Source organism: Frankia sp. CeD (assembly GCF_000732115.1).
GTDB lineage: Bacteria > Actinomycetota > Actinomycetes > Frankiales > Frankiaceae > Frankia > Frankia casuarinae.
On the sequence record NZ_JPGU01000019.1, the window covers coordinates 52,194 to 77,106 of the forward strand.

At 71.0% G+C, this 24,913-nt stretch carries 20 protein-coding genes and 1 pseudogene (1 of these 21 running past the window's edge); 10 read left to right on the forward strand and 11 right to left on the reverse strand.

Annotated elements, in window-relative coordinates; translation table 11 throughout:
* Positions 1 to 75, forward strand: a pseudogene (locus CED_RS12330) (bifunctional 5,10-methylenetetrahydrofolate dehydrogenase/5,10-methenyltetrahydrofolate cyclohydrolase) (it extends 756 nt beyond the left edge of the window).
* A 61-nt stretch (positions 76 to 136) separates the two neighbouring features.
* On the opposite strand, the gene CED_RS12335 reads toward CED_RS12330, so the two are convergent.
* Together CED_RS12335 and bioA are read right to left on the reverse strand one after the other, a co-directional pair.
* Positions 137 to 1,609: a GGDEF domain-containing protein gene (locus CED_RS12335; protein WP_235187046.1), complete on the reverse strand. Its 1,473-nt coding sequence runs from the start codon at positions 1,607 to 1,609 to the stop codon at positions 137 to 139.
* Between the two features lie 663 nt (positions 1,610 to 2,272).
* Positions 2,273 to 3,559, reverse strand: coding sequence for an adenosylmethionine--8-amino-7-oxononanoate transaminase (bioA, locus tag CED_RS12340; RefSeq protein WP_051868782.1), 1,287 nt, complete (start codon positions 3,557 to 3,559; stop codon positions 2,273 to 2,275).
* 379 nt (positions 3,560 to 3,938) lie between these two features.
* Between bioA and CED_RS24290 the strand changes: the two genes are divergently transcribed.
* Together CED_RS24290 and CED_RS12345 are read left to right on the forward strand one after the other, a co-directional pair.
* Positions 3,939 to 4,115 carry a hypothetical protein gene (locus CED_RS24290; RefSeq protein ID WP_160172382.1) on the forward strand — a complete coding sequence of 59 codons (177 nt, stop codon included), beginning with the start codon at positions 3,939 to 3,941 and terminating at the stop codon, positions 4,113 to 4,115.
* Positions 4,116 to 4,388: 273 nt separating this feature from the next.
* Entirely contained in the window at positions 4,389 to 5,255 is an 867-nt protein-coding gene (locus tag CED_RS12345; RefSeq protein WP_035910646.1) for a rhomboid family intramembrane serine protease, read from the forward strand.
* A gap of 202 nt (positions 5,256 to 5,457) precedes the next feature.
* On the opposite strand, the gene CED_RS12350 is transcribed toward CED_RS12345, so the two are convergent.
* A complete protein-coding gene (locus tag CED_RS12350) occupies positions 5,458 to 6,315 on the reverse strand; it encodes a hypothetical protein (protein ID WP_152569736.1) in 858 nt (285 codons plus the stop codon).
* 552 nt (positions 6,316 to 6,867) lie between these two features.
* On the opposite strand from CED_RS12350, the gene CED_RS12355 reads away from it, so the two are divergent.
* A complete protein-coding gene (locus CED_RS12355; RefSeq protein WP_011435926.1) occupies positions 6,868 to 7,563 on the forward strand; it encodes a response regulator transcription factor in 696 nt (231 codons plus the stop codon).
* A 59-nt stretch (positions 7,564 to 7,622) separates the two neighbouring features.
* Here the strand turns inward: CED_RS12355 and CED_RS12360 are convergent, their stop codons facing one another.
* The gene (locus CED_RS12360; protein ID WP_035910652.1) at positions 7,623 to 9,362 is read right to left on the reverse strand and encodes a GAF domain-containing sensor histidine kinase; all 1,740 of its coding nucleotides are present in this window, start codon (positions 9,360 to 9,362) and stop codon (positions 7,623 to 7,625) included.
* Positions 9,363 to 10,090: 728 nt separating this feature from the next.
* On the opposite strand from CED_RS12360, the gene CED_RS12365 reads away from it, so the two are divergent.
* From CED_RS12365 to CED_RS12380, 4 genes are all read left to right on the forward strand, one after another.
* Positions 10,091 to 10,777, forward strand: a complete 687-nt coding sequence (locus tag CED_RS12365) for a cysteine dioxygenase family protein (protein WP_035910656.1) — start codon at positions 10,091 to 10,093, stop codon at positions 10,775 to 10,777.
* Positions 10,774 to 11,196 (forward strand): rhodanese-like domain-containing protein, encoded by a 423-nt coding sequence (locus tag CED_RS12370; RefSeq protein WP_235187047.1) that lies wholly within the window; start codon positions 10,774 to 10,776, stop codon positions 11,194 to 11,196. Before CED_RS12365 ends, CED_RS12370 begins: the two co-directional genes overlap by 4 nt.
* Positions 11,197 to 12,103: 907 nt before the next feature.
* Entirely contained in the window at positions 12,104 to 12,472 is a 369-nt protein-coding gene (locus CED_RS12375) for a WhiB family transcriptional regulator (protein WP_011435921.1), read from the forward strand.
* 560 nt (positions 12,473 to 13,032) lie between these two features.
* Positions 13,033 to 13,590, forward strand: a complete 558-nt coding sequence (locus tag CED_RS12380) for a histidine phosphatase family protein (RefSeq protein WP_035910658.1) — start codon at positions 13,033 to 13,035, stop codon at positions 13,588 to 13,590.
* Between the two features lie 111 nt (positions 13,591 to 13,701).
* Here the strand turns inward: CED_RS12380 and CED_RS12385 are convergent, their stop codons facing one another.
* From CED_RS12385 to CED_RS12405, 5 genes are all read right to left on the reverse strand, one after another.
* Positions 13,702 to 13,896: a hypothetical protein gene (locus tag CED_RS12385; protein WP_369807830.1), complete on the reverse strand. Its 195-nt coding sequence runs from the start codon at positions 13,894 to 13,896 to the stop codon at positions 13,702 to 13,704.
* 67 nt (positions 13,897 to 13,963) lie between these two features.
* Positions 13,964 to 15,598 carry a trehalose-6-phosphate synthase gene (locus CED_RS12390; RefSeq protein WP_235187048.1) on the reverse strand — a complete coding sequence of 545 codons (1,635 nt, stop codon included), beginning with the start codon at positions 15,596 to 15,598 and terminating at the stop codon, positions 13,964 to 13,966.
* A 269-nt stretch (positions 15,599 to 15,867) separates the two neighbouring features.
* A complete protein-coding gene (locus tag CED_RS12395) occupies positions 15,868 to 16,131 on the reverse strand; it encodes a hypothetical protein (RefSeq protein WP_011435917.1) in 264 nt (87 codons plus the stop codon).
* A gap of 6 nt (positions 16,132 to 16,137) precedes the next feature.
* On the reverse strand, positions 16,138 to 17,328 hold the full coding sequence (locus tag CED_RS12400; protein ID WP_035910661.1) for a hypothetical protein: 1,191 nt from the start codon (positions 17,326 to 17,328) through the stop codon (positions 16,138 to 16,140).
* 4 nt (positions 17,329 to 17,332) lie between these two features.
* Positions 17,333 to 20,449, reverse strand: coding sequence for an FtsK/SpoIIIE domain-containing protein (locus tag CED_RS12405; RefSeq protein ID WP_235187049.1), 3,117 nt, complete (start codon positions 20,447 to 20,449; stop codon positions 17,333 to 17,335).
* 321 nt (positions 20,450 to 20,770) lie between these two features.
* Between CED_RS12405 and CED_RS12410 the strand changes: the two genes are divergently transcribed.
* Entirely contained in the window at positions 20,771 to 21,331 is a 561-nt protein-coding gene (locus tag CED_RS12410; protein ID WP_084680773.1) for a hypothetical protein, read from the forward strand.
* A gap of 60 nt (positions 21,332 to 21,391) precedes the next feature.
* On the opposite strand, the gene CED_RS12415 is transcribed toward CED_RS12410, so the two are convergent.
* Both CED_RS12415 and CED_RS12420 read right to left on the reverse strand, forming a co-directional pair.
* Positions 21,392 to 22,201 (reverse strand): ABC transporter permease, encoded by an 810-nt coding sequence (locus CED_RS12415; protein ID WP_035910664.1) that lies wholly within the window; start codon positions 22,199 to 22,201, stop codon positions 21,392 to 21,394.
* Positions 22,198 to 23,496, reverse strand: coding sequence for an ATP-binding cassette domain-containing protein (locus tag CED_RS12420; protein ID WP_235187050.1), 1,299 nt, complete (start codon positions 23,494 to 23,496; stop codon positions 22,198 to 22,200). Before CED_RS12420 ends, CED_RS12415 begins: the two co-directional genes overlap by 4 nt.
* Here CED_RS12420 and CED_RS23660 point away from each other — a divergent pair.
* Positions 23,437 to 24,913: recombinase family protein (locus CED_RS23660; RefSeq protein ID WP_160172383.1), on the forward strand; the 1,477-nt coding region annotated here is incomplete at its 3' end. The two genes, CED_RS12420 and CED_RS23660, sit on opposite strands and share 60 nt — an antisense overlap.

Here is a 24,913-nt window from a genome sequence, read left to right on the forward strand (position 1 = left end):
GNGCCGGGCGGCGTGGGACCGGTCACCACGATGCTCCTGCTGCGCAACACGATCCGGGCGGCGCGCGCCGCCTGATCGGCACACCGGCCACCTGGCATCAGCGGGGCCCGCCGCCTCAGCGGAGCCCGCAGCGGCCTCAGACGGAGCTGTAGACCGGCCCGGCGAGCCGTACCCGGTTACGACCATCGGCCTTGGCCCGGTAGAGCGCGGAGTCCGCACGGGCGATGAGGCCGGCGAGGTCGCCGCGGGGGCCGTGATGTGTCGCGACTCCCACGGACACGGTCACCGACAGGGGAGGCCGGCCCTCCAGCCGGCAGTGGGTTCCGGCGACTTGGCGGCGGATCCGTTCCGCGACATCGGCCGCGTTCTCCAGCTCGACCTCGGTGAGCAGCACCACGAACTCCTCGCCCCCGAACCGTCCGACGAGATCCCGGGGGCGGGTCGCCGCCCGCAGCGCGTCCGCCACCGCGATCAGAATGACGTCCCCGATGAGATGACCAAACCTGTCATTGACCCGCTTGAAGTGGTCGATGTCGACCAGGAGCACCGACAGTGGACGCCCCACCTGGCAGGCCCGGTTGATCTCGCGTTCCGCGACCTGGCGCCAGTACGCCGGGTTGGCCAGCCGGGTCTTCGCGTCGGACCGCGCGGCATGCAGGAGCTCGGCGTGCAACAGGCTGCGTTGCAGCAGCAGGACGGGGGGTGTGATCGCCAGCATGAGCAACGGGTTCGCCGCCCACAGCACCGCGACCACGATCGACGAGCAGATCTCGGCGGCCTGCGCGGGCACGAGGTCGCGGCACGCATGCCGGAGCGGGGTCCGGGCGGGGATGACAGGTGACGGGACGACCCCGGTCCGGTCCGGCCGGTCCGGCCAGCCCGGCCGGGCTGGACCGGCCGCCACACCGGAGCACGAATCGAGGCTCTCCCGACCATCGGACGTCGCCATCCCCATCACGGTCAGCCTCATCCCCATCACGGTCAGCCTCGCCACAACCGGGTAAACCGCAACCGCGGCGAGGAAGGCCAGCACCGCGACGCCGGACCCGACGAGGTTGTCGACGGTGAACGGCCCTCGATCGGGGCTAAGCAGCAGATGGACGCTGGAGGCACAGAAGCCCGCGATGCCCAACGCCGCGGCGTGGAACACGCGCAGATGCGGCGGCTGTACTGGATCACGACGGCCGGCGAGCCAGCACAGCGGCAGGCTGACAACCGCCGGGTAGAACGGCGGCAGCAGGACCGCCGCCGCCACCGTCCAGGTGGACAGCAGGTCATGACGTCGGGCCCCGGGAACGGTCAGATCCTCACCCAGCCGTCCGGACGCCACCACGGCCAGCGCCCCGAGAACAACGAAGGTGGCGAAGGCCGCGAGGTCGGTCCATCGCGGACGCAGACCCGCCGCCGCGAACCCGGCCATGCTCAGCCAGCAGAAGACTACGATTANCCCCCGCCGCATCAACCCCCCGGGCGCGCGCCACAGCATCCAGCCGTGGCCGAGCAGGCGCAGCACGGCCAGGCGAGGTTCCGTGACGTGGGCGCCGGCCAGGCGTGGGCCGGCCAGATAAGGGCCGGCCAGATAAGGGCCCAACGGCGGAGGGCCGATCATCCAGGGGCCGACGGGNTCGGCGCTCGCGGGTGGGGCGGACGCTTCGCCTCGTGCCGCCCCGCGACCGGTCCGGGCAGTCGTGCCCGCTCCCCGCGTGGTCACCCCGCGGACTCGCCGCCAGCCACGCCGAAGAGTGCCCACCAGAACGGAACCCGCGCCCCGCGCCAGTCGTATGCGTAACGGCATTGGTGGATGGCCTTCCTCGTTCTTGTCCACGGCCGTACCCGGCCGGAACCGCCCGGTGAATCCAACCTGGTCGCTGCTACTTACGGTGAATCTTCGAGAACGAAGAGTACGAAGGCGCTTCGCCAATTCGCAACCGTCCGAATGCCGGTTCTTAGCCGTTCGCGGCGTCGCCGAGCCGTGTTTTCTCCCCGGCATGCGCGCGATAGTTGCCCAGGAAATGGCACCTGACCTGCGACGACGAATGCCGGGCTGAAGGAGGCGTCACGACGGGCCGCCCGGTCGCGTCGGCTGCGGGACACCGCCGAGAGACCACATCCGACACGCCCGGGAAACGGCACGTCCGCCGCCCGGAGACCAAGGACGGCCGAGGGAGGGATCGCCGAGGGACCAGCTCGATGCCCGCCGTCCGCTCCTGACACCTGGCGGCGGCGTAGGGACCGACGCGTCGGTGACGCGGACGAACCGGTGACGCGGCGATCAGATGGTACGGGCGACCGCCTCGACCATCGCGGCGGCCAGGGTGGCCACGTCGGCGGGGGAGATGATGAACGGCGGCATCGTGTAGACCAACCGTCCGAACGGGCGGACCCAGACCCCGAGATCCACCAACAGCGGCTGGATCACGGTCATGTCGACGGGCTCCCGCGTCTCGATCACTCCGATGGCGCCGAGTACCCGCACGTCGGCGACCCCGGGCAGGTCGGCGGCCGGGGCGAGCCCGGCGGAGAGCCCGGCGGAGATCTCGCGCACCCGAGCCTGCCAGGGCGAGGAGAGGAGCAGGTCGATGCTGGCGTTCGCGACCGCGCTCGCCAGGGGGTTGCCCATGAACGTGGGGCCGTGCATGAACACGCCGGCCGGCGAGTCGCAGACGCCCGCCGCGACCTCGTCGGTGCACAGCGTCGCGGCCATGGACAGGTATCCACCGGTCATCGCCTTGCCCACGCACATGATGTCGGGGCTGATGCCGGCATGGTCGCAGCCGAACAGCTCGCCNGAGCGGCCGAACCCGACCGCGATCTCGTCGGCGATCAGCAGCACCCCGTAGTGGTCGCACAGCTCGCGCAGCCGCGCCAGCCAGCCCGGCGCATACCACCGCATGGCTCCGGTGCCCTGCACAACCGGCTCGCAGATGACCGCCGCGATCTCGTCGGCGTGCCCGGCCAACAGCCCCTCGATCTCGGCGACGTGAGCGTCCTCACACGGCTCGTCGAAGGCGCAGGCCGGGGCGGAGGCGAACAGATGGCGGGGCAGCAGGTGGCTGAACAGGTGATGCATGCCCGCGTCCGGATCACAGACCGCCATCGCGCCCGAGGTGTCGCCGTGGTAGCCGCGTCGGATGGTGAGCAGGCGCGTCCGGCCCGGCCGGCCCCGTCCGGTCCAGTACTGCAGCGCCATCTTGATCGCGACCTCGACGGCGACGGAACCCGAATCGCANGGGAAGNCCCGCCGCAACGGATCCGGCGTGATCGCCACGAGGGTCTCGGCGAGGGCCACCGCCGGCTCATGGGTCAGACCGCCGAACATCACATGGGACATCGTCTCGAGCTGCCCGCGCACCGCCTCGTCGAGCACGGGATGCCGGTAGCCGTGAATCGCCGCCCACCACGACGACATCCCGTCGATCAATTCCCGGCCGTCGGTCAACGTCAGCCGGGTCCCCGCGGCGGATGCGACCGGGAAGAGCGGCGTGGAGCCGGACACCGAAGCATACGGATGCCAGACCNCCCGCCGATCGCGGGCGACGAGGTCGCCCACGTCCGCCACCGGGGTCTGGGGCCGGGGGGTGAGCGCGGGCGGCGGGACGGCGATCGTCGAACGAGGGGTCACCTCCCCACTCTCGCCCACCCCGGTCGACGGCGGTGGCCTGGGTGGCGCTGGCCCGGGCCGATCGTCGTGCGTCTCACACAACTGCGGTCTCACACCACTGCGTCACCCGCCCGAGCTCGTCACCCGCCCGTCCTGCCCTCGAACCCCAACCCGACAGGAGTCCAACTCGCGGCTACCCCCACTCAGTCGGCGGCGTCGAGGACGGCGAGCGCGTCGACGAGGACGAGGAAGTCACGGGGCAGGTCGACGCACACGGTGGTCCGGGCCGGGAGGGGTCCTTGACCCAGGTCGCATAGAGCGTGTTGAACTCCTCGAGATGGGCGCTATTGGTCAAGCGGACGCGCATCATGATGATATCATCGAAGGTGACGTCGGCGGCGGCGACGCCAGGGGCACGACCGATGTCGTGCAGAAGCGCCGCAGCGACGACATCGGCATCCGCGCCAGACCGCCGTGCTTGCTCGGCGGTCTGGCGCGTGCTCCAGCTGGTTGACACCCTCGTCCTCGTACGGATTGCCTTCCAGCCCACGCAGTATCGCGAGGATGCCAGGAACTGTGAAGTGAGGTAGTGCGGATGGTTCGCCTTCCACGGTTCGCCGTCTCGGTCGACCGGCCCCTCGGCCAGGGTGAGGCCAAGTTTCCCAGCGGCGGCATCGCCCCGGTGTGATCTTCGCGGCGGAGGCAGAGGCCGACGACCCCTGGCTGATCGTCGGCCAGGAGTGCCAGGTAGGAGTAGTTGCCCAGGCGCATCGGGCAGGATGTCAGTGTGGTCATCCCGATTCACGACATCAATCCCCTGCGCCGCCGCCCGGTCGTGACCTGGCTGCTCATCGCGGCGAACGTGGTGATCTTCGTTTTCTTCGAACCGGTGGTCAGCTCGGTCGCCGGCACGGAGACGTCGGCGGCACAGAACATCTGTGAGCAGCAGCGGTTCTTTCAGGAGTGGGGTGCGATCCCGTGGGAACTGGTGCACAATGCGCAGCTCACCGCCGCGAACTCCGGCCAGATCGGGGTGGATGCGGCCGGCAACCCGGGATGCATCGTGGAATCACCGCCCAGCTTCGACAAGATCCCGGTGCTGTCGGTGCTGACCTCGATGTTCCTGCATGGAAGCTGGCTTCATCTGATCGGCAACATGCTGTTCCTCGGGGTCTTCGGCAACAACATTGAAGATCGCATGGGCAGGCTGCTCTACCCGCTGTTCTACCTGGTCTGCGGATACGCCGCCGGGTACGGCTTCGCCTTGTTGGAGGGTGGGTCGACGAACACCCTGATCGGCGCCTCCGGCGCGGTCGCCGGCGTGTTGGGGGCCTATCTGGTGCTCTTCCCACGGGCCCGCGTCATCGGCCTGGTCTCCGTCCTGTTCTTTCTGCCGTTCTGGCTGCCGGCCTGGATCGTCCTCGGTTTCTGGTTCGCGTTGCAGTACATCTACTTCACCGGATTCGGCGTCGCCGACGGCGGTACCGTGGCGTACGGAGCACATGTAGTCGGCTTCGCGGTCGGCGCGTTGCTCGTCATGCCGTTCATCAGCCGGCTGCGAGCCGCCGGCCCCGGGACGCCGCTCCGGGTGCCCCAACACGGCTGGATTCGCGGCACGGGGAACTCGTCGGCCCGCCACCGCCGCCCCTACTGAGCGATCCCGATCTTCCGCGGCCTGACCGTCGTGGCATCCCGCCGGCACCTGCCGGACGTGGACGCCGCGACGGCGGAAGCCGCCACGACGACAACGGCCGCCACGACGACAACGGCCGCCACGGCGGCGACCGTCACGACCGTCGAGTAGTCCCGAAGCCGCGAAGGCCCGCCCGGCGGTCAGGCACCCCAGCGGTCCGGCATCAGGACGCCGACGACCCGCCGACGATGGAGTCGGGGGTGGTGGAGTCGGCAGCCTCGGCCGCGGCGGCGTCGTCGCAGCCGCCCGTGTCGGCCGCGGATGCCACGGCCACGGCTTTCCCGGCGGGAACACGACGTCGCAACAGACCGCGCCGGGCTCGCGGACGGCCTGCGTCGGCCGACCTCCGGCCGGGCCGCTTCCGGCTACCCGTCACGACCGGCGCGTCCTCGGCCTCCGCTGCGGCCTCCGCCTCGGCCTCCGCTGCGGCCTCCGCTGCGGGCCTGACGGGCTGTTCCCCGGTTGTCGAGGCGACCTGCGCGGGCTGCGAGTCCACGGCGGGCTGCGAGTCCACGGCCGGCTGCGAGTCCACGGCCGGCTGCGAGTCCACGGCCGGCTGCGAGTCCACGGCGGTCGAGAAGGCGGCCTCACCGGTCTCGACAGCCTCACCGGTCGCCTCGGGCAGGTCGGCCGGAGCGGCATCCTCCGCCTCCTCCGCGACCCGCACGTCGAGAGCGACCGTCCGCCAGTCCTCGAAGACCTCCTGAACGGCGAAATCCGCGGCGAGCAGGGCGTCACGGTAGCGAACGAGCTGCTCGTACGACAGGGTCGGATCCGGCTGCGGTCCCGTCACCACGGGGACCTCGGAGGCCGTCGCGGTGGCGCCCGCGACAACGGCCGTGGTCACCCGACAGGTAACGGACCCGGCGGAGTCGATCGTCTCCGTCAGCGTCCAGGAACGGCTGGCCGCCGCGGCGAGCCGCGGATCCGTGAGCGCCCCGCCGCCGGCCTGCTCCGTCAGAAGCGTCGCGATCCTCGCCGCGACCGTGGTGGTCGCCACGTCGCCCCTACCCCATCGCACGACCGCACGTCCTTTCCCTCGATCTCTGTCTGCCGCTACGCCGAAGACGCCCATGATCGGCCGACCCCGGAGAATGGCGCCGGCGCCTGAGGGCGAGAACTGCATCTTGACGGACGGATCGGATGCGCTACGCAGCGGGGTGCTTTTTGCCACATGGCGGACATACGATACAAACACCGGACGGCCCCGATCGAGGTTCCCCTGCTACGGCCAACGGGCCGCAGCGCCGCGCCGGGGAGCAGGCGAAACCTCCGGGCTCGCGGACGGACTCTGCATCCGCCGTCGGCACGCCAATTGCGACCTGGCGTAATCACATCATGAAGTCGCTCGATTACACCTCACCGGACTTCGGCGGACGCCACCCGGACCTACCCTTTTCGGATGAGGCCGGAACCGGCGTTCACGGGTTCACCGAACGGCATCCGCCGAGACGCACGACACCGCTTCCGTGCGGTCGAGGTCACCGCCTCCAACAGCGAGCGTTATATTCTGCTTGCTGCAGGTNACAACAGCGACGGTCTTCTACGGCGTCAGGGTCGGGCGGAGTCAACGGTGTCAGACGAACTGGCGGACGGTTCCGGAGTCGGTGACGCACCGGGGCCTGCGTCGATCACCGGAACCATCCGGGTGTTCCTTCTCGACGACCACGAGGTGGTGCGTCGCGGGCTGCGGGATCTCCTCACCGACGAACCCGATGTGGAGGTGGTCGGGGAGGCCGGGCGGGCCGATGAGGCGGTCGCCCGGATCCTGGCTCTCCAGCCCCACGTCGCGGTGCTGGACGCACGCCTGGAGGACGGCAGCGGTATCGAGGTCTGCCGGCAGGTCCGGTCGAGCGATCCACGGATCGCCTGCCTCATCCTGACCTCGTTCGACGACGAGGAGGCGCTCTTCACAGCGATCATGGCGGGCGCGGCCGGCTACGTTCTCAAGCAGATCCGGGGAACCGCCCTCGTGGACGCGGTGCGCCAGGTGGCGGCGGGCAAGTCTCTGCTCGATCCCGCGGTGACGCCCCGGGTCCTGGTGCGGCTGCGGGAGGGACCGGCCGAGGACGAACGGCTCTCCGGGCTCACCGACCAGGAGCGGCGTATCCTCCGGCTGATCGCGGAGGGGCTCACCAACCGCCAGATCGCCAGCCGGATGTTCCTCGCCGAGAAGACCGTGAAGAACTACGTCTCCAGCATGCTGTCCAAGCTCGGGCTGGAGAGCCGGACCCAGGCCGCGGTGTTCGCCACCAGGCTGAACCCCTGAATCCCTGAGGCTCTTGAGGCCTCTGAGGCCNGGGGTNCCCCGCAGCCCCGCCGCACCCGCTAACCGAGGACGCCCCATCCCTCGCCGGAGTGCACGCGAAGCTCGGGCAACGGCGCGATCACTGGAACCTGCCAGGTCATGGTGGTGCCGATGCCGCCCGCTCCCGGGCCGAACTCCATCCGGCCGCCGAGGTCGAGCGCACGGTGTCGCAGGTTGGCCAGCCCGCTGCTGCGCGAGGCCTTGCCAGGGCCGCGGCCGTCGTCGCGCACCTCGACCAGGAGGTCGGCGTCGGTGACCCGCAGCAACACGTGGATCCGGGAGGCCCGCGCGTGGCGGGCGATGTTGGACAACGCCTCGCGCAGCGCCGCGAGCATGTGCGGGCGGATGGCCGCGGGGACCCCGCGGTCGATCGGTCCGTCCAGCCGGACCGTCGGGGTGATCCCCAGGGCCCGTTCGGCCTGGGCGATGACCGCTTGGATCTCGGCGCGCAGATCGGTCTCCTCAGCAGCGTTGGAGGTCAACGAGAAGATCGTCTGACGGATGTCGGAGATGGTCTGGTCAAGCTCGCCGGCGGCGGCGTCCAGCCGCTCGGCCGCCCGGCTGTCCACGGCCCGGGCGAGGCTCTGCAGGTGCAGACCGGTGGCGAACAACCGCTGGATCACGACATCGTGCAGGTCCCGAGCGATGCGGTCCCGTTCCTCGAAGACAGCCAGACGCTCCCGGTCGCGGTGCACCCGGGCCAGTTCGAGGGTGAGCGCGGCCTGCCCGGCGAAAGCCGCGGCCATCTCCAGGTCCAGACCACCGAAGGAGGCCGAACGCCCACCCGAGCCGNGGACAAGGATGCCCAGCGCCCGGCCACCCGCCATCAGCGGCACCACCATGCCGACCTTCACCGGGAGGTCGGCATGGTCCGCGCCGAACAGCGGACCGCCCGGGGAGTCGACGGGCACGAGCACGGCCCGGCCGGTGCGCATGGCCTCGTTCAGGCGGCGGTTGTCGGCGAAGACCCGGCCCCGCAGGTCGTCGTCCCCCTCCCCGTCGACAACCCCGACCACCAGGCCGACCTCGTCGGGGACGAGGATCGCGGCAAGCCGGGCCGCAGTCGCCTGACGGGCCCGCCGGGCCACGAGGTCGAGCGCCTTCTCGGGCTCCGCAACCGACAGCAGCGCGGTCGTGATCTCCGCGCTGGCCGAGAGCCAGGCCTGCCGGCGCCTGGTCTCCTCGTACAGCCGCGCGTTCTCGATCGCGAAACCGACCGCGGCCGCCAACGCGCACGCCAGGTCCTCGTCCTCCTGGGTGAACTCGCCGCCGCCGCGCTTCGCGCCGAGGAACAGCGTTCCGAACGCCGCGCCCCGCACCATGATCGGGACGTTGAGGAAGGTGTCGAACCGCGGATGCCCGCTGGGAAACCCGATCGCGACGGGATGACGGGCGACGTCGGCCACCCGCAACGGCCGCGGGTGGCGCAGACTCTCCCCGATCAGGCCGCGCCCCTCGGGAAGCCTGCCGATCATGGTGGGCACCTCGTCAGGGAAGCCCACGTGGATAAGCTCCGAGATCTCCCCGTCGTCGCCGATCACCCCGAGGGCGCCGTACTTGGCCCCCACGAGCTGGCAGGCGGCCTGCGCGATCCGGCGCAGGGTGACCGGCAGGCTCAGTTCCCGGGCCACGTCGACGACCGCGTCGAGTAGGCCACGCATCCGGGTCTGCACGGACGCCACTTCGTTCACCTGCTCGGAGAGCTGGATCAGAAGCTGTTCGAGCCGCGCGCGATCGACATCGGGGACGGGTCCGCTCATCGGCCCAGGCCCTGGTCCAGGGCAATGACCGAACCTTCGTCCGGGTATCGACGGAATTCGACGAAAACCACCGCGCGTGGCACCTCATTTCCGGTCCCTCGCTCCAGCAGGGTGACGCGGGCGCCTGCCCAGGCGGAAGGATTGCCTGCCATGCAGGATATCCGGCAAACACCCACTCCGTGGAGCAGCGGGCGGAACGCCATGACGGGCACCGGCCGGGTCTCGGGAGGCCATAACGCGCCGGGCTACCTCCAACGTAGAGTATCGTTCATGGCAGTGCCCCACCTCTTCCTGCACCGCGACCGTGTGACGGACCTGAGCCGGGTCGTCAGCGCGGCGTGTACCGGGCGGGCCTGAGCCAGCGTCATCCTCCCGCGGCGCCACCGGCGGCGCCGGTGGCTCGTCGCCTGCCGTCCCTGGCTGGCTGATCGGCTGGTCCAGCTGGCAGTTCCGTCGCCCCGCCCCGACGATCCGTCGGCCGCGCGACGCCACGCTCAGCCCGTTCGCACCGTGATCTCCACCGCTTCGTGCCGTCGCGCTCCGTGCCTGCGTCGCGGCGGGCCAACGCCGGCAGGACATCACCATCGTGCTCATTCGACGCGGTGACCTGGCGCCTCAGTCTCGCGCGCGGCACCGCTTCTCCCCGCCCGGCCGTGTCCGGCAGTGTGCCGGCGAACGCCACCGGCACCNCCCGCGTCCCGGCATCACCCGCGCCTTGGGAGTGACCCGTGCCCCTCCNCCNCCCGGTCCTCATCGCCGNCCCCNCCCGCATCGCCGNCCCCNCCCGCCTCGCCGACCCCTTCGTGCCGGCCTCGTGCCTGAGCGATGAGCCGGGCCTCATCGACCTGGTGACCCTGTGCGAACTGACCGCCGCGCTCGCGGCGACACCCGAGGTCTGGCGTCCCGTCATCCGTCACCGTCCCGACCGCCGGTGGTACACCCGGCTGCTGCTCTCCGCGACCGTGGAGGTGTGGCTGATCGGCTGGTATCCGGGGCAGCAGACGGAGGTACACGATCACGGCGGCGCGCTGGGGGCGCTGACGGTCGCCGAGGGTTTCGTGGAGGAGGACCAGTACGACCGGAGCTGGACCAGCTCCCAGATGCACCGGCACGGGACCGGGGCCGTGGTCGGCTTCGACCCGACCCACATCCACCGGGTCGCCAACCGCGGCCGGCAGGTCGCGACGACGATCCACGCCTACTCCCCACCGGAACTGTCGATGCGGTTCGCGCCGGCGCCGGCCGATGGCGGCCGGGCGGAGGATCCGCGTGCCGTCGAGATCCCACCCGCGGCCGCGGCAGCCGCGACGGTCCTGGGCCCGGCCGTCACCATCGGCGCGGCCACCGCGCCGATGGAGGCGGGCAGGGGCGACCGCGGGGCTCCGACCCACGCGGTGGCCGGGAGCGGCGCATGACGGCAACCGAGCACGCCACAGCCACGCCACCGAGCCGGATTGACGCGATGCTCGCGGCGGCCCGGTCCCGGCTGCACCGACTCGAACCGGCGCAGGCCGCGCGTGCCCTGGCCGAGAACGGCGACGCGGTGCTGGTCGACATCCGACCCGCGGCGCAACGCGCCGCGGAGGGGGAGATCCCCGGCGCCGTCATAGTGGAGCGCAACGTCCTCGAATGGCGGTTCGACCCCACCAGCGACGCGTGCCTGCCACTGGCGACGGGGGACGATCTGCAGGTCATCGTGATCTGCTCAGAGGGTTACACCTCCAGCCTCGCAGCCGACTCGTTGCGACAGCTCGGCCTGTGGCGCGCCACCGACGTGATCGGCGGATTCCACGGCTGGGCGGCGNCCGGNCNCCCCNCCTGCCCGGCCCGCTGACCGCCGCGACCCGCCGGCCCGGCCGAGGCCCCGACCGGCTTCGACCGGCTTCGACCGGCTTCGACCGGGCCGGCGGGTTTACCCAGGGGGTCTACCCGGGGTCCCCCGGGGGATCCCGGTCGTGCCGGCCACGTCATCGCCGCCCCTGCACCCCGCAGAGGTCAGGGGCGCATGCAGCGGCAAAAGCATCGGATGTGGTTCTGCGCACATTTCTCTACCGAAATCATCCCCCGAGAACCGGGGTAAGCGGACCTTCGCGGGATCGTCACCCGTACGCAATCGAACCCGGGTACCGCTCCAACCTTGATCGACAATGCCCCGCCGACGCCCCTCCCGGGCCGCACCGGTCATCCGGCAACGATCTTCATACAGGCTGTTTCCGCTGTCCAGTAGCGCTTCCCCGCCCATCCGGCGGNACCCGGCGAGCCCGGACCCGGCCGCNGTGGCGACCGAGCCCGACCGACGGCAACNCCGATCCCGCCCGACGGCAGTCATCTCGGAACGCGCACGGTGCGTGACCATCTACCTCGGCACACGCCGGTACGGAGCCCCGGANGTCCGCGTTCCGGAACCCTTGCTATCCGGTCGAGAGACGTCTACGTTCCTCGGTTAACGAGACGAGACGGGATCGTTTCCGAGCGGAGCTCCGGCCACGGTAGGCCAACCGAAAAGGCAGCGTCGACGGATTCCACCCGGAACGCCCGAGGGCTTCTCGGCTCGACCAGGTTGACCTGCCTGTCTGGGTGTAGGCAACACCGGATTCGGCGGTCTGGAAAAGCAGTGTGTCCGCCTTTGCAACGTCAGCAGGAGACGGTATGCCCAGTCAGCCCAGCGTGCTACCCGCTCGAAGCTTCGCCACGCTCAGCTCCCTGTCCGCCGCGTGTCACCACGTGTCCGGCGGTGCACGATGAGCGCCGGCGTCCCGGTTCTTCCCGGCCGTGATCTGCCGCCACAGCCGTTCGGAGCTGGTTGGCCCGCCTACTGGCGCCAGGAAGCGGCCTGCCGCGACGGCGACCCGGACGCATTCTTCCCGCCGGACGGCCGCAACACGAAAGCCCGGGCCGCGGCCGAGAGGCGGGCCCGCAAGATCTGCTCCGACTGCCCGGTGCAGCGCCCATGCCTGGCCACCGCGATCTTCTGTCAGGAAGAGCACGGGGTGTGGGGCGGCCTGACCTCGGACGAGCGTGCTTCCGTCGTCCCCCGCGGGCGGCTGAGCGCGGACGACGCCCTGGTCTTCGCCGACCGGCTGCTGCTGTCCGTGTCGGTCGCGAGCTGAGCGGACCGCGCCCGGTGACCCCGGGCGCGTCCCGCAGCGATGATCGCCCCCCTGGTCACGCGGTGGCTCCTCACGCCGGCCGATCTGCCCGGATATCGGCGGCGATGATCAGGATCATGGTTCCAGACGACTCGGCCGCGACGCCCTCGCTATCCGGTCGGGCCATATCTCATTGACGGACCCGGCCCATCCTGGGCAGTCTGCATGTCATCACCTCACGCCGCGGGGCGTGCGGCGCGGCGGCGCGGGGACCGGACGCGGGAGGGCGCGGTGGGCACGGGTATGGCTCCCGGCGGGACCGGATTCGACGATCCGGGCGGNGGCGGCAAGAAACCCCGGGCCGTGCTGCCACAGACAGACCCTGGGAAATTCGCCGGAAAATTCTTTTCCCTGAATATCATACTTTATATCGAACCAGCCCTGCAGGGTCCTGCTCGCCGTTCCGCGCCCGCCACGCCAGGTACGGATTCCCGGCAACTCCGGCTGGAACGGCAATTCCGGCTGGAACGCGACGGACGTCGCGCCGTCGATTTCCTCCCCGTACGGCGGAGAGTTCGCTCGTGAAACCACGGCGGCGCCTTCTTCTGCTGCGGCACGCAAAGTCGGACTGGGCCGAAGGGTCAATCCACGACGCCGATCGACCGCTGTCCGGATCGGGCCGGCGGGGCTGCGAGCTCATCTCGCGCTATCTCACGGACAACAAGCTCGCGCCCGACCTCATTCTGTGCTCCTCCGCGCTGCGGACCCGGCAGACCGTCGAGGGCCTCGCGGATGCGCTCCCCCCGAACGTCCCGGTCCTGACCGAGGACCGGCTCTATCTGGCCGAGGCGCAGGACCTGCTGGACCGGCTGCNTGAGATCGACGACGGAGTGCCCAGCGTGATGCTCGTCGGGCACAATCCCGGTATCCACACGCTGGCCGTGGCCCTGCTGCCCCCGGCCGAGCGATACCGGATCTCCACGTTTCNGACGGCGGCACTCGCCATCCAGGATCTGANCGTTACGCGCTGGGCGGAGCTGGGTCAGGACTCGGCCCGGCTCGTCTCCTTCGTCACGCCGCGGGGCCTGCGGGAGGCCGTCGGACCGGCAGGGGCCCCGAAACCCGGCCCGCCGGCCTGAGTCGGGAACGCCGCCGACCTGAGCTCGGCCGGCGGCCGAGCGCCGCGGCGCGGCAGCCCGATGAACTGGTAGGTGCCGCGCCAGGCCTCGTGAACCAGATCGGCACTGCACTCAGTAGGCCTGCTCCATGATCTTGGATGCGAGGGCGAAGACGCCGCCAACGACCAGCAGTGCGCCAGCCGCGATCCACAACGGCACCGAGGCGAGCGGGAGGGCGAACGTCCCGACAACAAAGCCTACGATGATCAGAAGTACCGCGGCCCACGAACCCGTGTTGGCCTTGTGGTGACCGGTCTCACTAGCCACGTCCACTCCCGTCCGTCCTCATCGGGGCCGCCCGGCGACCCGATGCACATCGTTTTCCGGTGCGAGACTACCCGCGATCGGCATGTCCGATCCCGGATGGCGATGTACCTTTGCCCAATCTCGCCATTCTGCCCGATCTTGCCATNCCCTNCCCGCGCCGGGAGCCCGGTCNCCCGAANCCGGCGACCCGCCGCAAGTCCACCAACTGGTCGTCGAGCCAGCGCCGCACGTCGTGGGTGCGGACCTGTCTGGCTGCCGCGGCGAGCCGACGATGGCGCTCCTCCATCGGCATCGTCAGCGCGGTGTACAGGGCGTCGGCCATCTGCTGCACGTCGAAGGGGTGCAGGGTAACGGCGAACTCGCCCAGCTCCTCGTGCGCCCCGGCCATCTCCGACAGCGCCAGCACGCCGCCACGCCGGTTGACGACCGCGACCTCCTTCGCGACCAGGTTCATCCCGTCGGCGATCGCGTTGACGATCAGAACGTCACAGATGGAGTAGGCCGCCACGGCGAGCGGGAAGTCCTCGACCATCCGCAGGTCGATCGGCTGGCGCCCCTCCTTGGTATGCCGGGCGTTGATCTCCGCGACGACCGCGCCGATCAGGGCGATGTAGTCGGCGTACTCCGGCACGTCGGTGCGGCTGGGCTGCAGCAGCGCCAGGAAGCTGACCTTGCCCACCAGCTCCGGATGCTGATCGAGTAGGGTGCCGAAGGCCAGAAAGCCACGCACGACGTTCTTGCTGGGGTCGGTGCGGTCCACCCGCAGGATGAGCTGACGGTCATCGTCGAGGAAGATGTAGCGCAGCATCGCCACATGCGCCGCCACCTCCTCGGAGGCCTGCGTAGCGTCCAGCGCCGCCGGGTCGACCGAGATCGGGTGGTACCGGGCGCGGACCACCCGGTCCGCCACCGTCACCGTCAGCTGCTCCAGGTCGATCGGCAGGCCGAGCAGCTCCTGGGCGCACAGGACGAAGTTGCGGGCGTAGCGCCGGGTATGGAAACCGACCACATCACTACCGAGCAGCCCGCGCAGTAGTCGCTCCCGGATGTCGGCGGGCAGGATGCGCCACTCGTCCGGCCCCGGCCAGGGAATGTGGATGAAATGCGTGAGCACCGCATCCGGGCACTGCTCCCGCACCCAGTCAGCCACGAGGTAGAAGTGGTAGTCCTGCAGCAGGACGAGCGCCTTGCNACCCCGCGCGCGCACCTCGTNAACCACCGCGTCGGCGTAGGCCCGGTTGACCGCCGCGTAGCCGTTCTCGAAGGCGTCGTGCTCGGCCCGGGTGAACACCGGTGACAGCGATCGGCCGTAGAGGCCGTGCTGGATGAACCACAGGACCGGGTTGGACCACACGCTGTAGAAGTCGGCGTAGGCGGTCGGATCGGTAACGACGAGCCGGACCCGGATGGCGGGGCCGTCCGGGTCGCCCTCCACGAGCCGGGGCGAGGGATAGGTCTGGACGAGGATGGAGCTCCCGGCGCTCTCCCCGGCGACGGCGACGTCCTCCTCGCTGGCTGCGCCGCACACCCACACCGCGTCGTCGAGATGCTCGGCGAGTCCGGACAGGGCCGAGACGAGGCCGCCCGCCCCCCTGGTGACGGTACGACCGGTGGCGTCCCGGTCGAACCTGACCGGACCGCGATTGGACAGCAGCACGAGCGGCAGGTCGAGCGACAGGTCGAGCGGGTTGAAGTCCGACACGGCGGATGCGGCCTCCTGGTCACGGGCGGTACTCGGCGTCCGGCACCGCTGAACCCGAGCGCCCGAGCGCACGGGGACAATCCGGACTGTAGTAAGCCCGGCTTTCGGATGCACCGCGTTGCAACGCGGCTAGGACGTTGTTACCCAGACCTTCATCTGGTTACTGCTCTCACCCGAAAGGTGTCCTCCTGTAATCAGATGCCCCGGCAAGCCGCAACGGGGAGATCCCGTCCCACGTCGGGAGGCGTGCCGTGCCTCACCCCAGCCGTCTACAGACCGTCCCGGTAGTCCCGAACCTCCTGCACGGCCGATCCCAACGACGCCAGCGACGTCTGCAATGTGTCGCGTGTCTCCACCAGCGCGCTGGTCAACTGTTCGACCGCACGGTGCTCACTGCCGTCGGTCGCCGCGATCACCATCGCCTGCGCCTCCTCGATCATGCTCAGCGCGCCCTCCAACTGCCCGGCCACCTCCTCGGTGCGCCGGAACGCCTCGTCGAGCTGCGCCTTGACGTCGGCGATCGTGCCTGACACCCGTCCTCATCCCTTCCTGGAACCACCGCTTCTGGAACCACCGCTCTTCGATGCGCCGGCCGAAGCCTGCCCGCCGCCGAGGCCGAGACCGAAGCGGACCGCCACCGCGAGCGCGGCCAGCGACGCGATCACCCCGACCGGTTCCATCGGGGCGAGCCGGAACGTAGCCAGCACCATCACCGCGGCCGTGCCCGCTCCCAGGGTGCCCGCCCGCAACACCGCCTTCGCCCCATCCTCGCCGCCGGCCCCGAGGGCGACCAGAACGGCGGCGGCCACTGTCGACCCGACCAGGCATGGCAGCGCGGGCGCGGCGACGAAGGCCCGCAGAAGTCCGACGATCCCGAGGATGAGCAGGCAGGCGAGGGCCGTCAGCAGCCCGGCCGACGCCGGGCCGGTGCCCTTGGAGACGGCCCGCAGCTCGGCGGCCTTGCTCATCGCGTCCAGGCAGAGCTCGTATGCCTGGCGCGGCGCGGTCCGCGGGTCCACCTGCGCGGCGGACGGCTCGTGCGGGCCGCCGGCGCGGCCATCCCGCGCAGCCCGGCCCGCCCCCAGCGGCAGGCCATCCGACCGGTGCCGCTGCCGCGCGAGCCCCCGTCCCGTGCGGTCGGCCTCCCGTCCGGCCTGTGCNAATGATCGGCCCCGCCGATCGCCCGGTTCGGCCGGGACGTACCCGCCCCCGTCGCGGTAGAGGCCGCGATCCGCCGTCCCCTTCTTCGCCAGGCCGACCCGCGGGACGGCGGCAGCCGCTTCGGCCGAGGNGTCGCCGGCCGCCGAGCGCAGCTGGTCGAGCTCGGTGAGCCCATACTGGGCGAGGGGCTCGGCGACCTGGTCCCAGACACTGCGGACCCTGGCCCGGATGTCCTGGGCGGCGTCCCGGTGCCGACGCGCGGCCGCCCGGCCGTCCTGCCGTCGGTCGCGGGCGTCGCGGCCGGCCCGGGCCCGGGCCTCGTCGGACGCACCGAGCAGGCGCCGGTACTGCATCGCCGCCTTGGCCGGATCGTCAAGATCCGGGTCGCCAAGGCCCGCGTCGCCAAGGCCCGCGTCGCCGAACAGGTCGGCGAGATCGGACGCATCCACCGGCACAGATCCAGCCACGATCCCGTTCCGTCCTCTCCCGGCGCCTGCTCGGCCGTCGATCCCCACGTCGCCGACAGCCGCCACGTCGCCGTCGCTTCCCGTCCCGTCGTCGGTCCGCATCGGACTACCCCTGATCCAACGGCGCGAACGGCACCACGGTGCGCGGTTCGGCCTGGACGTGCCGGTCGAACAGGAGCGCCCGATTCGGCATGGTCCCACCGGTCACTGACCGGTGTCCGGCCAGGACGAACAGGTCGCTGCCGGGTACCCCGGCCGCCACCCACGCGGCGATGTCGTCCCGGTTACCCGGACCGAGGTCCTCGGCCAGCCGGGACACTCCCCGCCACCAGCCCAGCAGGTGCACGCGCTGCGCCGGTCCCCGGCGGGTGAGCGTGCGCAGGTCGTCCAGTCCGGTGCGACGGGTCACCGGGTCACGCGCCTCCAGCCCGGCCCGGCCGGCGTCCATCGCAAAGACGACGACGAGCCGCAGCGGCGGCGCGACCGGGCCCACGCTGCCGGTGAGTGCGGACTCCTCCCGGACACGGGTCTCGTCGGCGGCACCGGCCAGCACCGACCGCAGGCCGGTGACATCGGCGACCCGAACGGGATGCCCGGCCCGGCGCACGCGCGCCGCGAGCACCTCCGCGGCGGCGAGCGCCATCGGCTCCGCGACGATGATCTCGACCACGAGTCCACCGGCCGGGACCTGCGCGGCGACGCTGGCCGCCGCCGCCTGCAGGATGCCGACCGCCTCCCGACGCAGCGGACCGAGCACGGCGAGATGCCGGCCGGGCAGCGCGGCGAGCCGTACCCCGACCGCGGGCGGCGCGAGGTCCAGGGGCACGCCAACCAGCGCGAGGGGATCGACATCGTTCTCGGCACCGTCCCCTGAGCCGCTCCCGGAACCGCAAGCACGCCCCGGCGACGCACCGCCCGCCAGCAGGCTCGGACCGGTTTCGCCNCCGTCGCCGATGATCGCTTCGGCCGCAACCGCCTCGACGGCCGTCGGCGCCGGACGCCCGTCCAACGCCTGGTAGATCGGGTTGTCGTCAAGAACCGCGGGGGCGTGACCAGCAAAGACCCGCGGGGGCCTCGCATTCGGCACACTGCGCGCGGTCGTGGCCGCCAGCCGCCCACGCAGCACGCCTATCGCCGCCGGATCCGGGAAGGCGACCCGGACGAGTTCGTTGCCCGCAGGATGGCCGTTGCGCCGGTTGACGATAGCCTCCCCGACGCCCGAGAGCGCGCCGGCAGCCTCGTTCGCCGTGGACAGCAGGACCCGTGACTCCGAGATCGAGGTACGCAGCGCCACGCGCAACGCGAACTGCCCGAAGATCGAACCACGCTTCCCGGCGGTGGCATCGAGCGCGTCGATACCGGACAGCGTCTGGCTGGCGAGCAGCAGATGGACCCCGTAGGCGCGGCCCTGGCGGGCCAGGACCTCCAGGTGCGCGACGGCCTCCCGCGCCACCGAGTCCATCGGGGTGAGCATCACCTGGAACTCGTCGACCACGACGATGATCCGCGGCCAGGCCGAGCTCCGGTCGGCCGCCCGCAGGCCTCGCAGGTCGCGGGCGCCGACCGCGCGCATCGCCACGGCGCGGCGGCGCATCTGTTCACGGACCGCCCGCAGCACCGCGACGCCGAACTCGCGATCGCTCTCGATGCCGACGGTGTCGGCGTGCGGCAGGTAGAACGGGTCCGTCGGACCGGCGGCAAACTGGGCGAACTCCAGCCCCTCCTTGAAGTCGAGCAGATGGAAGCGGACCTGGTCGGGCCCGTNACGCGCGGCGATCCCGTAGATCACGTCGAGGAGCAACGTCGACTTGCCCGACCCGGCCTGGCCGCCGACGAGGGCGTGCACGGTGTCGTCGTCGAAGGTGAACCCCACCGGCCCGTCGGGGCCCTGCGCCACCTCGACACCCACCCCGGCTGCGCTGTCGAACTCCCACAGGCCGCGGGGCAGCATGTCGCTGATGGCGGGCGGGCGGGCGGCCTCCCGGGTGGCCGCCGCGGCGACCTGAGCCGCGACCGCTGCGACCAGCATGGAGTGCGGCGGCGGGTCCAGCTCGACCCGCAGCAGACCGGTCAGCGACGTGCGCCAGCCTCCCGCGGCGGCCCCGCGCCATCCCGGCCGATCGGCGAGGAGCTCGACCGCGGTGAACACCACCGACCTCGGCAGGGGTTCCGTCACCGAGTCCTCGTCCTCGTCGGCTCCCAGACCGCCGACGTCGGGATCCAGCGGCGTCACCGCATCGGGATCGTCTCGCGAGCCGCCCAGGACCGGCTCCACGCCGGACGGCCGGACCTCCACGATGGAGATCACCNCCNCCCCGCAGGACGGGCCCTGGGCCGCGATGGCGGCGAGCGCCCGCGCGCCCTCGTCGTGCAGCCGGGGCTCACCAAGCAGCACCAGGACGCGCCAGGGCTCCGAACGCGGAAGCCCGGCCTCCTCCCGCTCCCGCAACGAGTCGAACCGGCCACCGAGCCGGTCCACGGTGATTCTTCCCACCTCCGCCGACAGCTCCGCGAGGACCTCCTCGAGCCGGGCCCGCGTCGTGAGCGTGGGGGTGGCCACACCGGCGGCACGCAGCGGCGCAAAGCCGGCGAGCCCGGCACCGAACTCGTGGGGATCGTAGACGACGAGTCGGACCCACCCGGCCGGCGCCGCGGCGAGGACGCGGGTCAGCAGGCCACGCACGAGGTCGACCGCGGCGGGCCGGCTGGACCGGGTCGTCTCGATCCGCAGGTTCAGGCCGTCCAGCAGCGGGATGGCCAGTGGCACCGTCCGGTGCTGCGCCGTGGGATCGTCGGGCGGCACGATGACCTGACCGACCTGCCACAGAGCGGGCCGGAAACGAGCCCGGTCGCCGACCGGGGCGACGCCGAAGGGGCCGTGCCGCCAGTCGGGCGCCGCCCAGGACGCGCCGGCGAATCCACGCGCCCGGGAACGGGCGATCACGGCGGCCCGGGCGAGCTCCCCGGCGACGTCGAGCCGCCCCGCGCCGGACTCACCGGGGCCACCGGCCTTCCCCGAGGCACCGGCCTTCCCGGAAGCACCGGAGCCCACCTCGGTCTCGATCCGGTCCGCCTGCTCATCCAGCCGGTCGGCGAGCGCCAGTGCCGCCCCCAGCGAGGACTGGATGCCGGCCACGAGCGTGCGCGCCCGCCGGGTACCCGACACGTCGACCTCCCCACACTGTGTGTTGCCGTGCTCGGCGTCGAGCCCCCCGACGACCATGACACGTCCGACGGAGCAAACATCCCAGAACGCGCCGACCGGCCGAACTGGCCTGCCGGCGCGACGGTCTGGACACAGGGACATCGCCGGACGAAAGCATGCGACGACATCGGCGACGTTATCGGTACAACCACCCGCCGCCTGGCCGTTCCGGACGACGGCGACGCCGGGACCACCCGAGCGGGCCACCCCCGACCGGCACCAAACCAACGGCGCCGCGCGTGTTCAATGATCCGTCGGGGCAACCGTCCCGGTCAGGTAAGCCAGCGCACCGATCGAAGGGGCGAAGGTCGGCGATGAGCAGGTGGAAAGGGAACGTCGGTGACGGACGCGGCTGACACGGCTGACACGGCGGGCCGCACGGAGACGGCGGGTCCGGCAGGTACGGCAGGTACGGCGGCGAAACAGCGACCGCTCGCCGTCATCGACGTCGACGGGGTGGTGGCCGACGTCCGACACCGATTGCGCTTCCTGCGCGCCAGTCCCAGCGACTGGGAGGCGTTCTTCGCGGCGGCGCCCGCCGATCCCCCCCTGGCCGAAGGGGTGGAACTGGCCCGCAAGCTGGCCCGAGACCACGAGGTGGTATGGCTGACCGGCCGGCCGGAGCGTTCCAGAGAGGCGACGCGGCGCTGGCTGACCGAGCAGGATCTGCCGCCGGGTGAGCTGCGGATGCGTCCGGACGCCGACCGTCGGCCGGCTCGGGTGTTCAAACGCGCCGAACTTCGCGAGCTCGGCGCCGGCCGTCGGGTCGCCGTCGTGGTCGACGACGACCCCGCCGTGGTGGACCTGCTGCGCGCCGACGGCTGGCCGGTCCTGCGGGCCGAATGGCTCGCCTACGAGGCGACGCTGGGCAACGCCCAGGAGACCGAGGGCCGCACCTGACCATGAGCCGCGCCTCGGCGATGTCGGGTACGGCCCGCGTCCGGCGGTCGGGCCCGCCGGTCAGCGCGAGGCCGACCGCCGGTACACGCGCGCGGCGAACGGCCCGAACACCACCAACAGACCCAGACACCAGGCGAGGGACTGCAGGAGGACGGAGACGACCGGACCGCCGAGGAACAACGCCCGCACGGCGTCGACGGTCACCGTCACCGGCTGATGCCGGGCGAACGCCTGCAGCCAGCCCGGCATGGTCTCCACCCGGGCGAAGGCCGAGCTGGCGAAGACCAGCGGGAAAATCCAGATGAATCCCGCCGACTGCGCCGCCTCCGCGCTACTCACCGACAGCCCGATGACGGCGGACAGCCAGGAGAAGGCGTACGAGAACAACAGCATCAGCCCGAACCCGGCCAGCGCCGCCGGCACCGTGGTCTCCCCGAACCGGAATCCCACGGCCAGACCTACCAGAAGCATCACCACGACGATGAAGACGTTGCGGGCGAGATCGGCCAGGGTACGGCCGGTGAGCAGCGCCGACCGGCTCATGGGAAGGGAACGGAACCGGTCGATCAGGCCCCGCTGACGGTCCTCCGCCAGCCCCACGCCGGTCAACATCGACCCGAAGATCACCGTCTGTAGGAAGATGCCCGGCATCAGGTAGTCCACGTACTTGACCCCGTCACCCACGTTGATCGCGCCACCGAAGACGTAGGTGAACAGCAGGACGAACATGACCGGCTGGATGGTCGCGAAGATGANGAGCTCGGGTATCCGCCAGGTCTGGATCAGATTGCGCCGGCACATCACCCACGCGTCAGCGACGGCCCACGACAGCCGCCCGCGCCCCGCCGGAGTCAGCTCGATGGTGCTCATATGGTCACCATGTCCTTGTCATCCTTGTCATCCTTGTCATCCCGGTCGTCCTTGTCGTCCCGGTCGTCCCGGTCATCCCGGTCATCCCGGTCATCCCGGTCGTCCCGGTCGTCCCGGTCATCAGGGTTGCCGGTGTCGCCACGGCCGTCGCCGCCCGCACGTGCGGGCGGCGTCTCGCTGCCGGCCGAAGCGCGCCCGGTCATGGCGAGGAAGACGTCGTCCAGCGACGGCCGGTGCAGGGCGACGTCGGAAATCGGCACCCCCAGCTCGTCGAGACCCCGGACCACATCGGACAGCACGCTCGCGCCCGGTACCGGCACACTGACCCGACGCGTCTCCCCGTCGGCCGTCGCCGCGCCGGATCCGAACCGGGCGAGCACCGCCCGGGCGGCCTGGACATCCTCGGCGGCGTCACCACCGACGACGATGTCCAGCCGGTCGCCACCGACCTGCGACTTCAGCTCGTTCGGGGTACCCCGCGCGATGACCCGGCCGCCGTCGACCACCGAGATCCGGTGGGCCAGCCGGTCGGCCTCCTCCAGGTACTGCGTCGTGAGCAGGACCGTCGTGCCGTCCCGCACCAGATCGGCGATCACCCTCCACATCGCCGAGCGGCTGCGGGGATCCAGTCCGGTGGTCGGCTCGTCGAGGAACAGCACCGCCGGGTTGATGATCAGACTGGCCGCGAGATCGAGCCGCCGCCGCATCCCGCCCGAGTAGGTACGCGCCTGCCGACCGGCCGACTCGGCGAGCTCGAACCGCTCGAGCAGCTCGACCGCGCGGGCCCGCGCGACGCGGCTGCGCAGACGGTAGAGCCGCCCGAACATCTCCAGGTTCTCCAGGCCGGTGAGCCGCTCGTCGACCGCCGCGTACTGGCCGGTCAGACCGATCCGGGCACGCAGCGCGTCCGCCTGCCGGACGACGTCCAGACCGAGGACCCTGGCCTGGCCGCCGTCCGGGCGCNGCAGGGTCGACAGGATGCGTACCGCCGTCGTCTTGCCGACTACCGAAGTAACATATTCCTCGCAGATACGGGTGCCCCCGCAGACGTGCGACCGTCTCGGGGGCGTGATCGAGATGGGGTCTCGATGTCTGGGAGCGTACGCGCCGAGGGTGAGCGGCGGGGGTCGGCGGCTCGGCGGGGCGGTCGTCGTCCTGGGGNGGGGGTGGAGCGTCCGGCGGAAGAGGGGTCGGTGTGGGCGTACCGGCGGATCTCTGATGATCGGACGGGGCGGATGGCGGGGGTCGGCCGGCAGGGCAAGGACATCACGCGGGAGGCCGGTCGGCAGGGGCATCCGGGTCCGATTCATTTCGAGACGGACAATGATATTGGTGCGTCGGAGCACTCGGCGCCGAAGCGTCGGGTGGGGTACGAGAAGATCCTTGAGGCGGTGAAGGCGGGCAAGGTCACGGATCTGTGGGTGTGGCATCCGGATCGGCTGTACCGTATTCCGCTGGAGTTCGAGGAGCTGGTTCCTGTTCTTCGTGCGCACGGGGTGCGGTTGTGGAGCGTACACGGTGGGCGTATTGACATCACGAACCCGGAAGGTGTTCTGCTGGCCCGCTCCCTGTCGATGATCAACGCTTTTTTTGTGGAGCACATGCGGGAGCAGGTGTTGGGTGCGAGTCTGGAGCGGGCGGAACAGGGCCGGGCGAATGGTGGTAACCGGTCGTACGGCTGGCGGTATGTGGGCGGTTCGGGTCTGCTGGCGCCGATCGAACGTGAGCAGAAAGTGATAGCCGAGATGACCCGGCGGATTCTGCGGTCGGGTGACGGTGATTCGTGCCGAGCCATCGCGTTGGATCTACGGAAGCGGAAGGTGAGGACCGCGGTTCGCTATCGCACGCTGCGGGTGGACGAGGGTCAGCTGGTGAGCCTGGAGAAGGCGGAGTGGACGGGGGAACGGGTCCGCAACGTCGTGTTGCGTGCGGCGAACGCGGGCCTGCGGGTGCATCACGGGGAGCTGCACCGTGCGCAGTGGGGTCGGATGATCCGGCTTCCGGACGGGTCCGAGGAGTGGGGTGCGGCGGTGACCGTGTCGGAGNGGGAGGCGGTGTGCGCGATTCTGAACGATCCGAAGCGGCGGACGACGTCCACCGCTCCGGCGGAGCGGTATCTGTTGACGGGTATCGCGAGGTGCGCCGATGGCCACGTGTTCCGGAGTGCGGGCATGAGGAAGGGCAGGCGGGTGTATGGGTGCCGGTTCATGGGTGAGGACAACAAGGAGCATGACCACCTGATCCGGCAGGCTGAGAAGACCGAGGATCTGGTGTACGCGGTGTTGTGTGGTACGCCGTCGACACCGGGCCTGTTGGCGCGGGAGGGTCTGCGGATGCGCACCGAGGACTCCGGTCAGGCTCTGCTCATCGACGCGCGCACGAAGCGGGACAGTCTTCAGGCGAGGTTGGAACGGTTTGAGGATGCCCTCGCCGGATTCCCGGACGAGGAACTGAAGGTGATGAGCCGTTCGGGTCTTACCCGGAATATCAAGCGGATTCGCGCCGAGTTGGAGGAAACGAACCACACGATCGAGTTGCACGCGGTGCCGGATGTGTTGGACGGTGTCAGCCACGACATCACCGAAGCGGATTTCCGGGCGCTGCCGATGGAACGGCAACGCGCGATCCTGCGACGGGTGTTGACGATCACGATTCACCCGACGCCTCGGGGCACGCGGTTCAACCCGGACGCGATCGTCATCGGACCGAGGT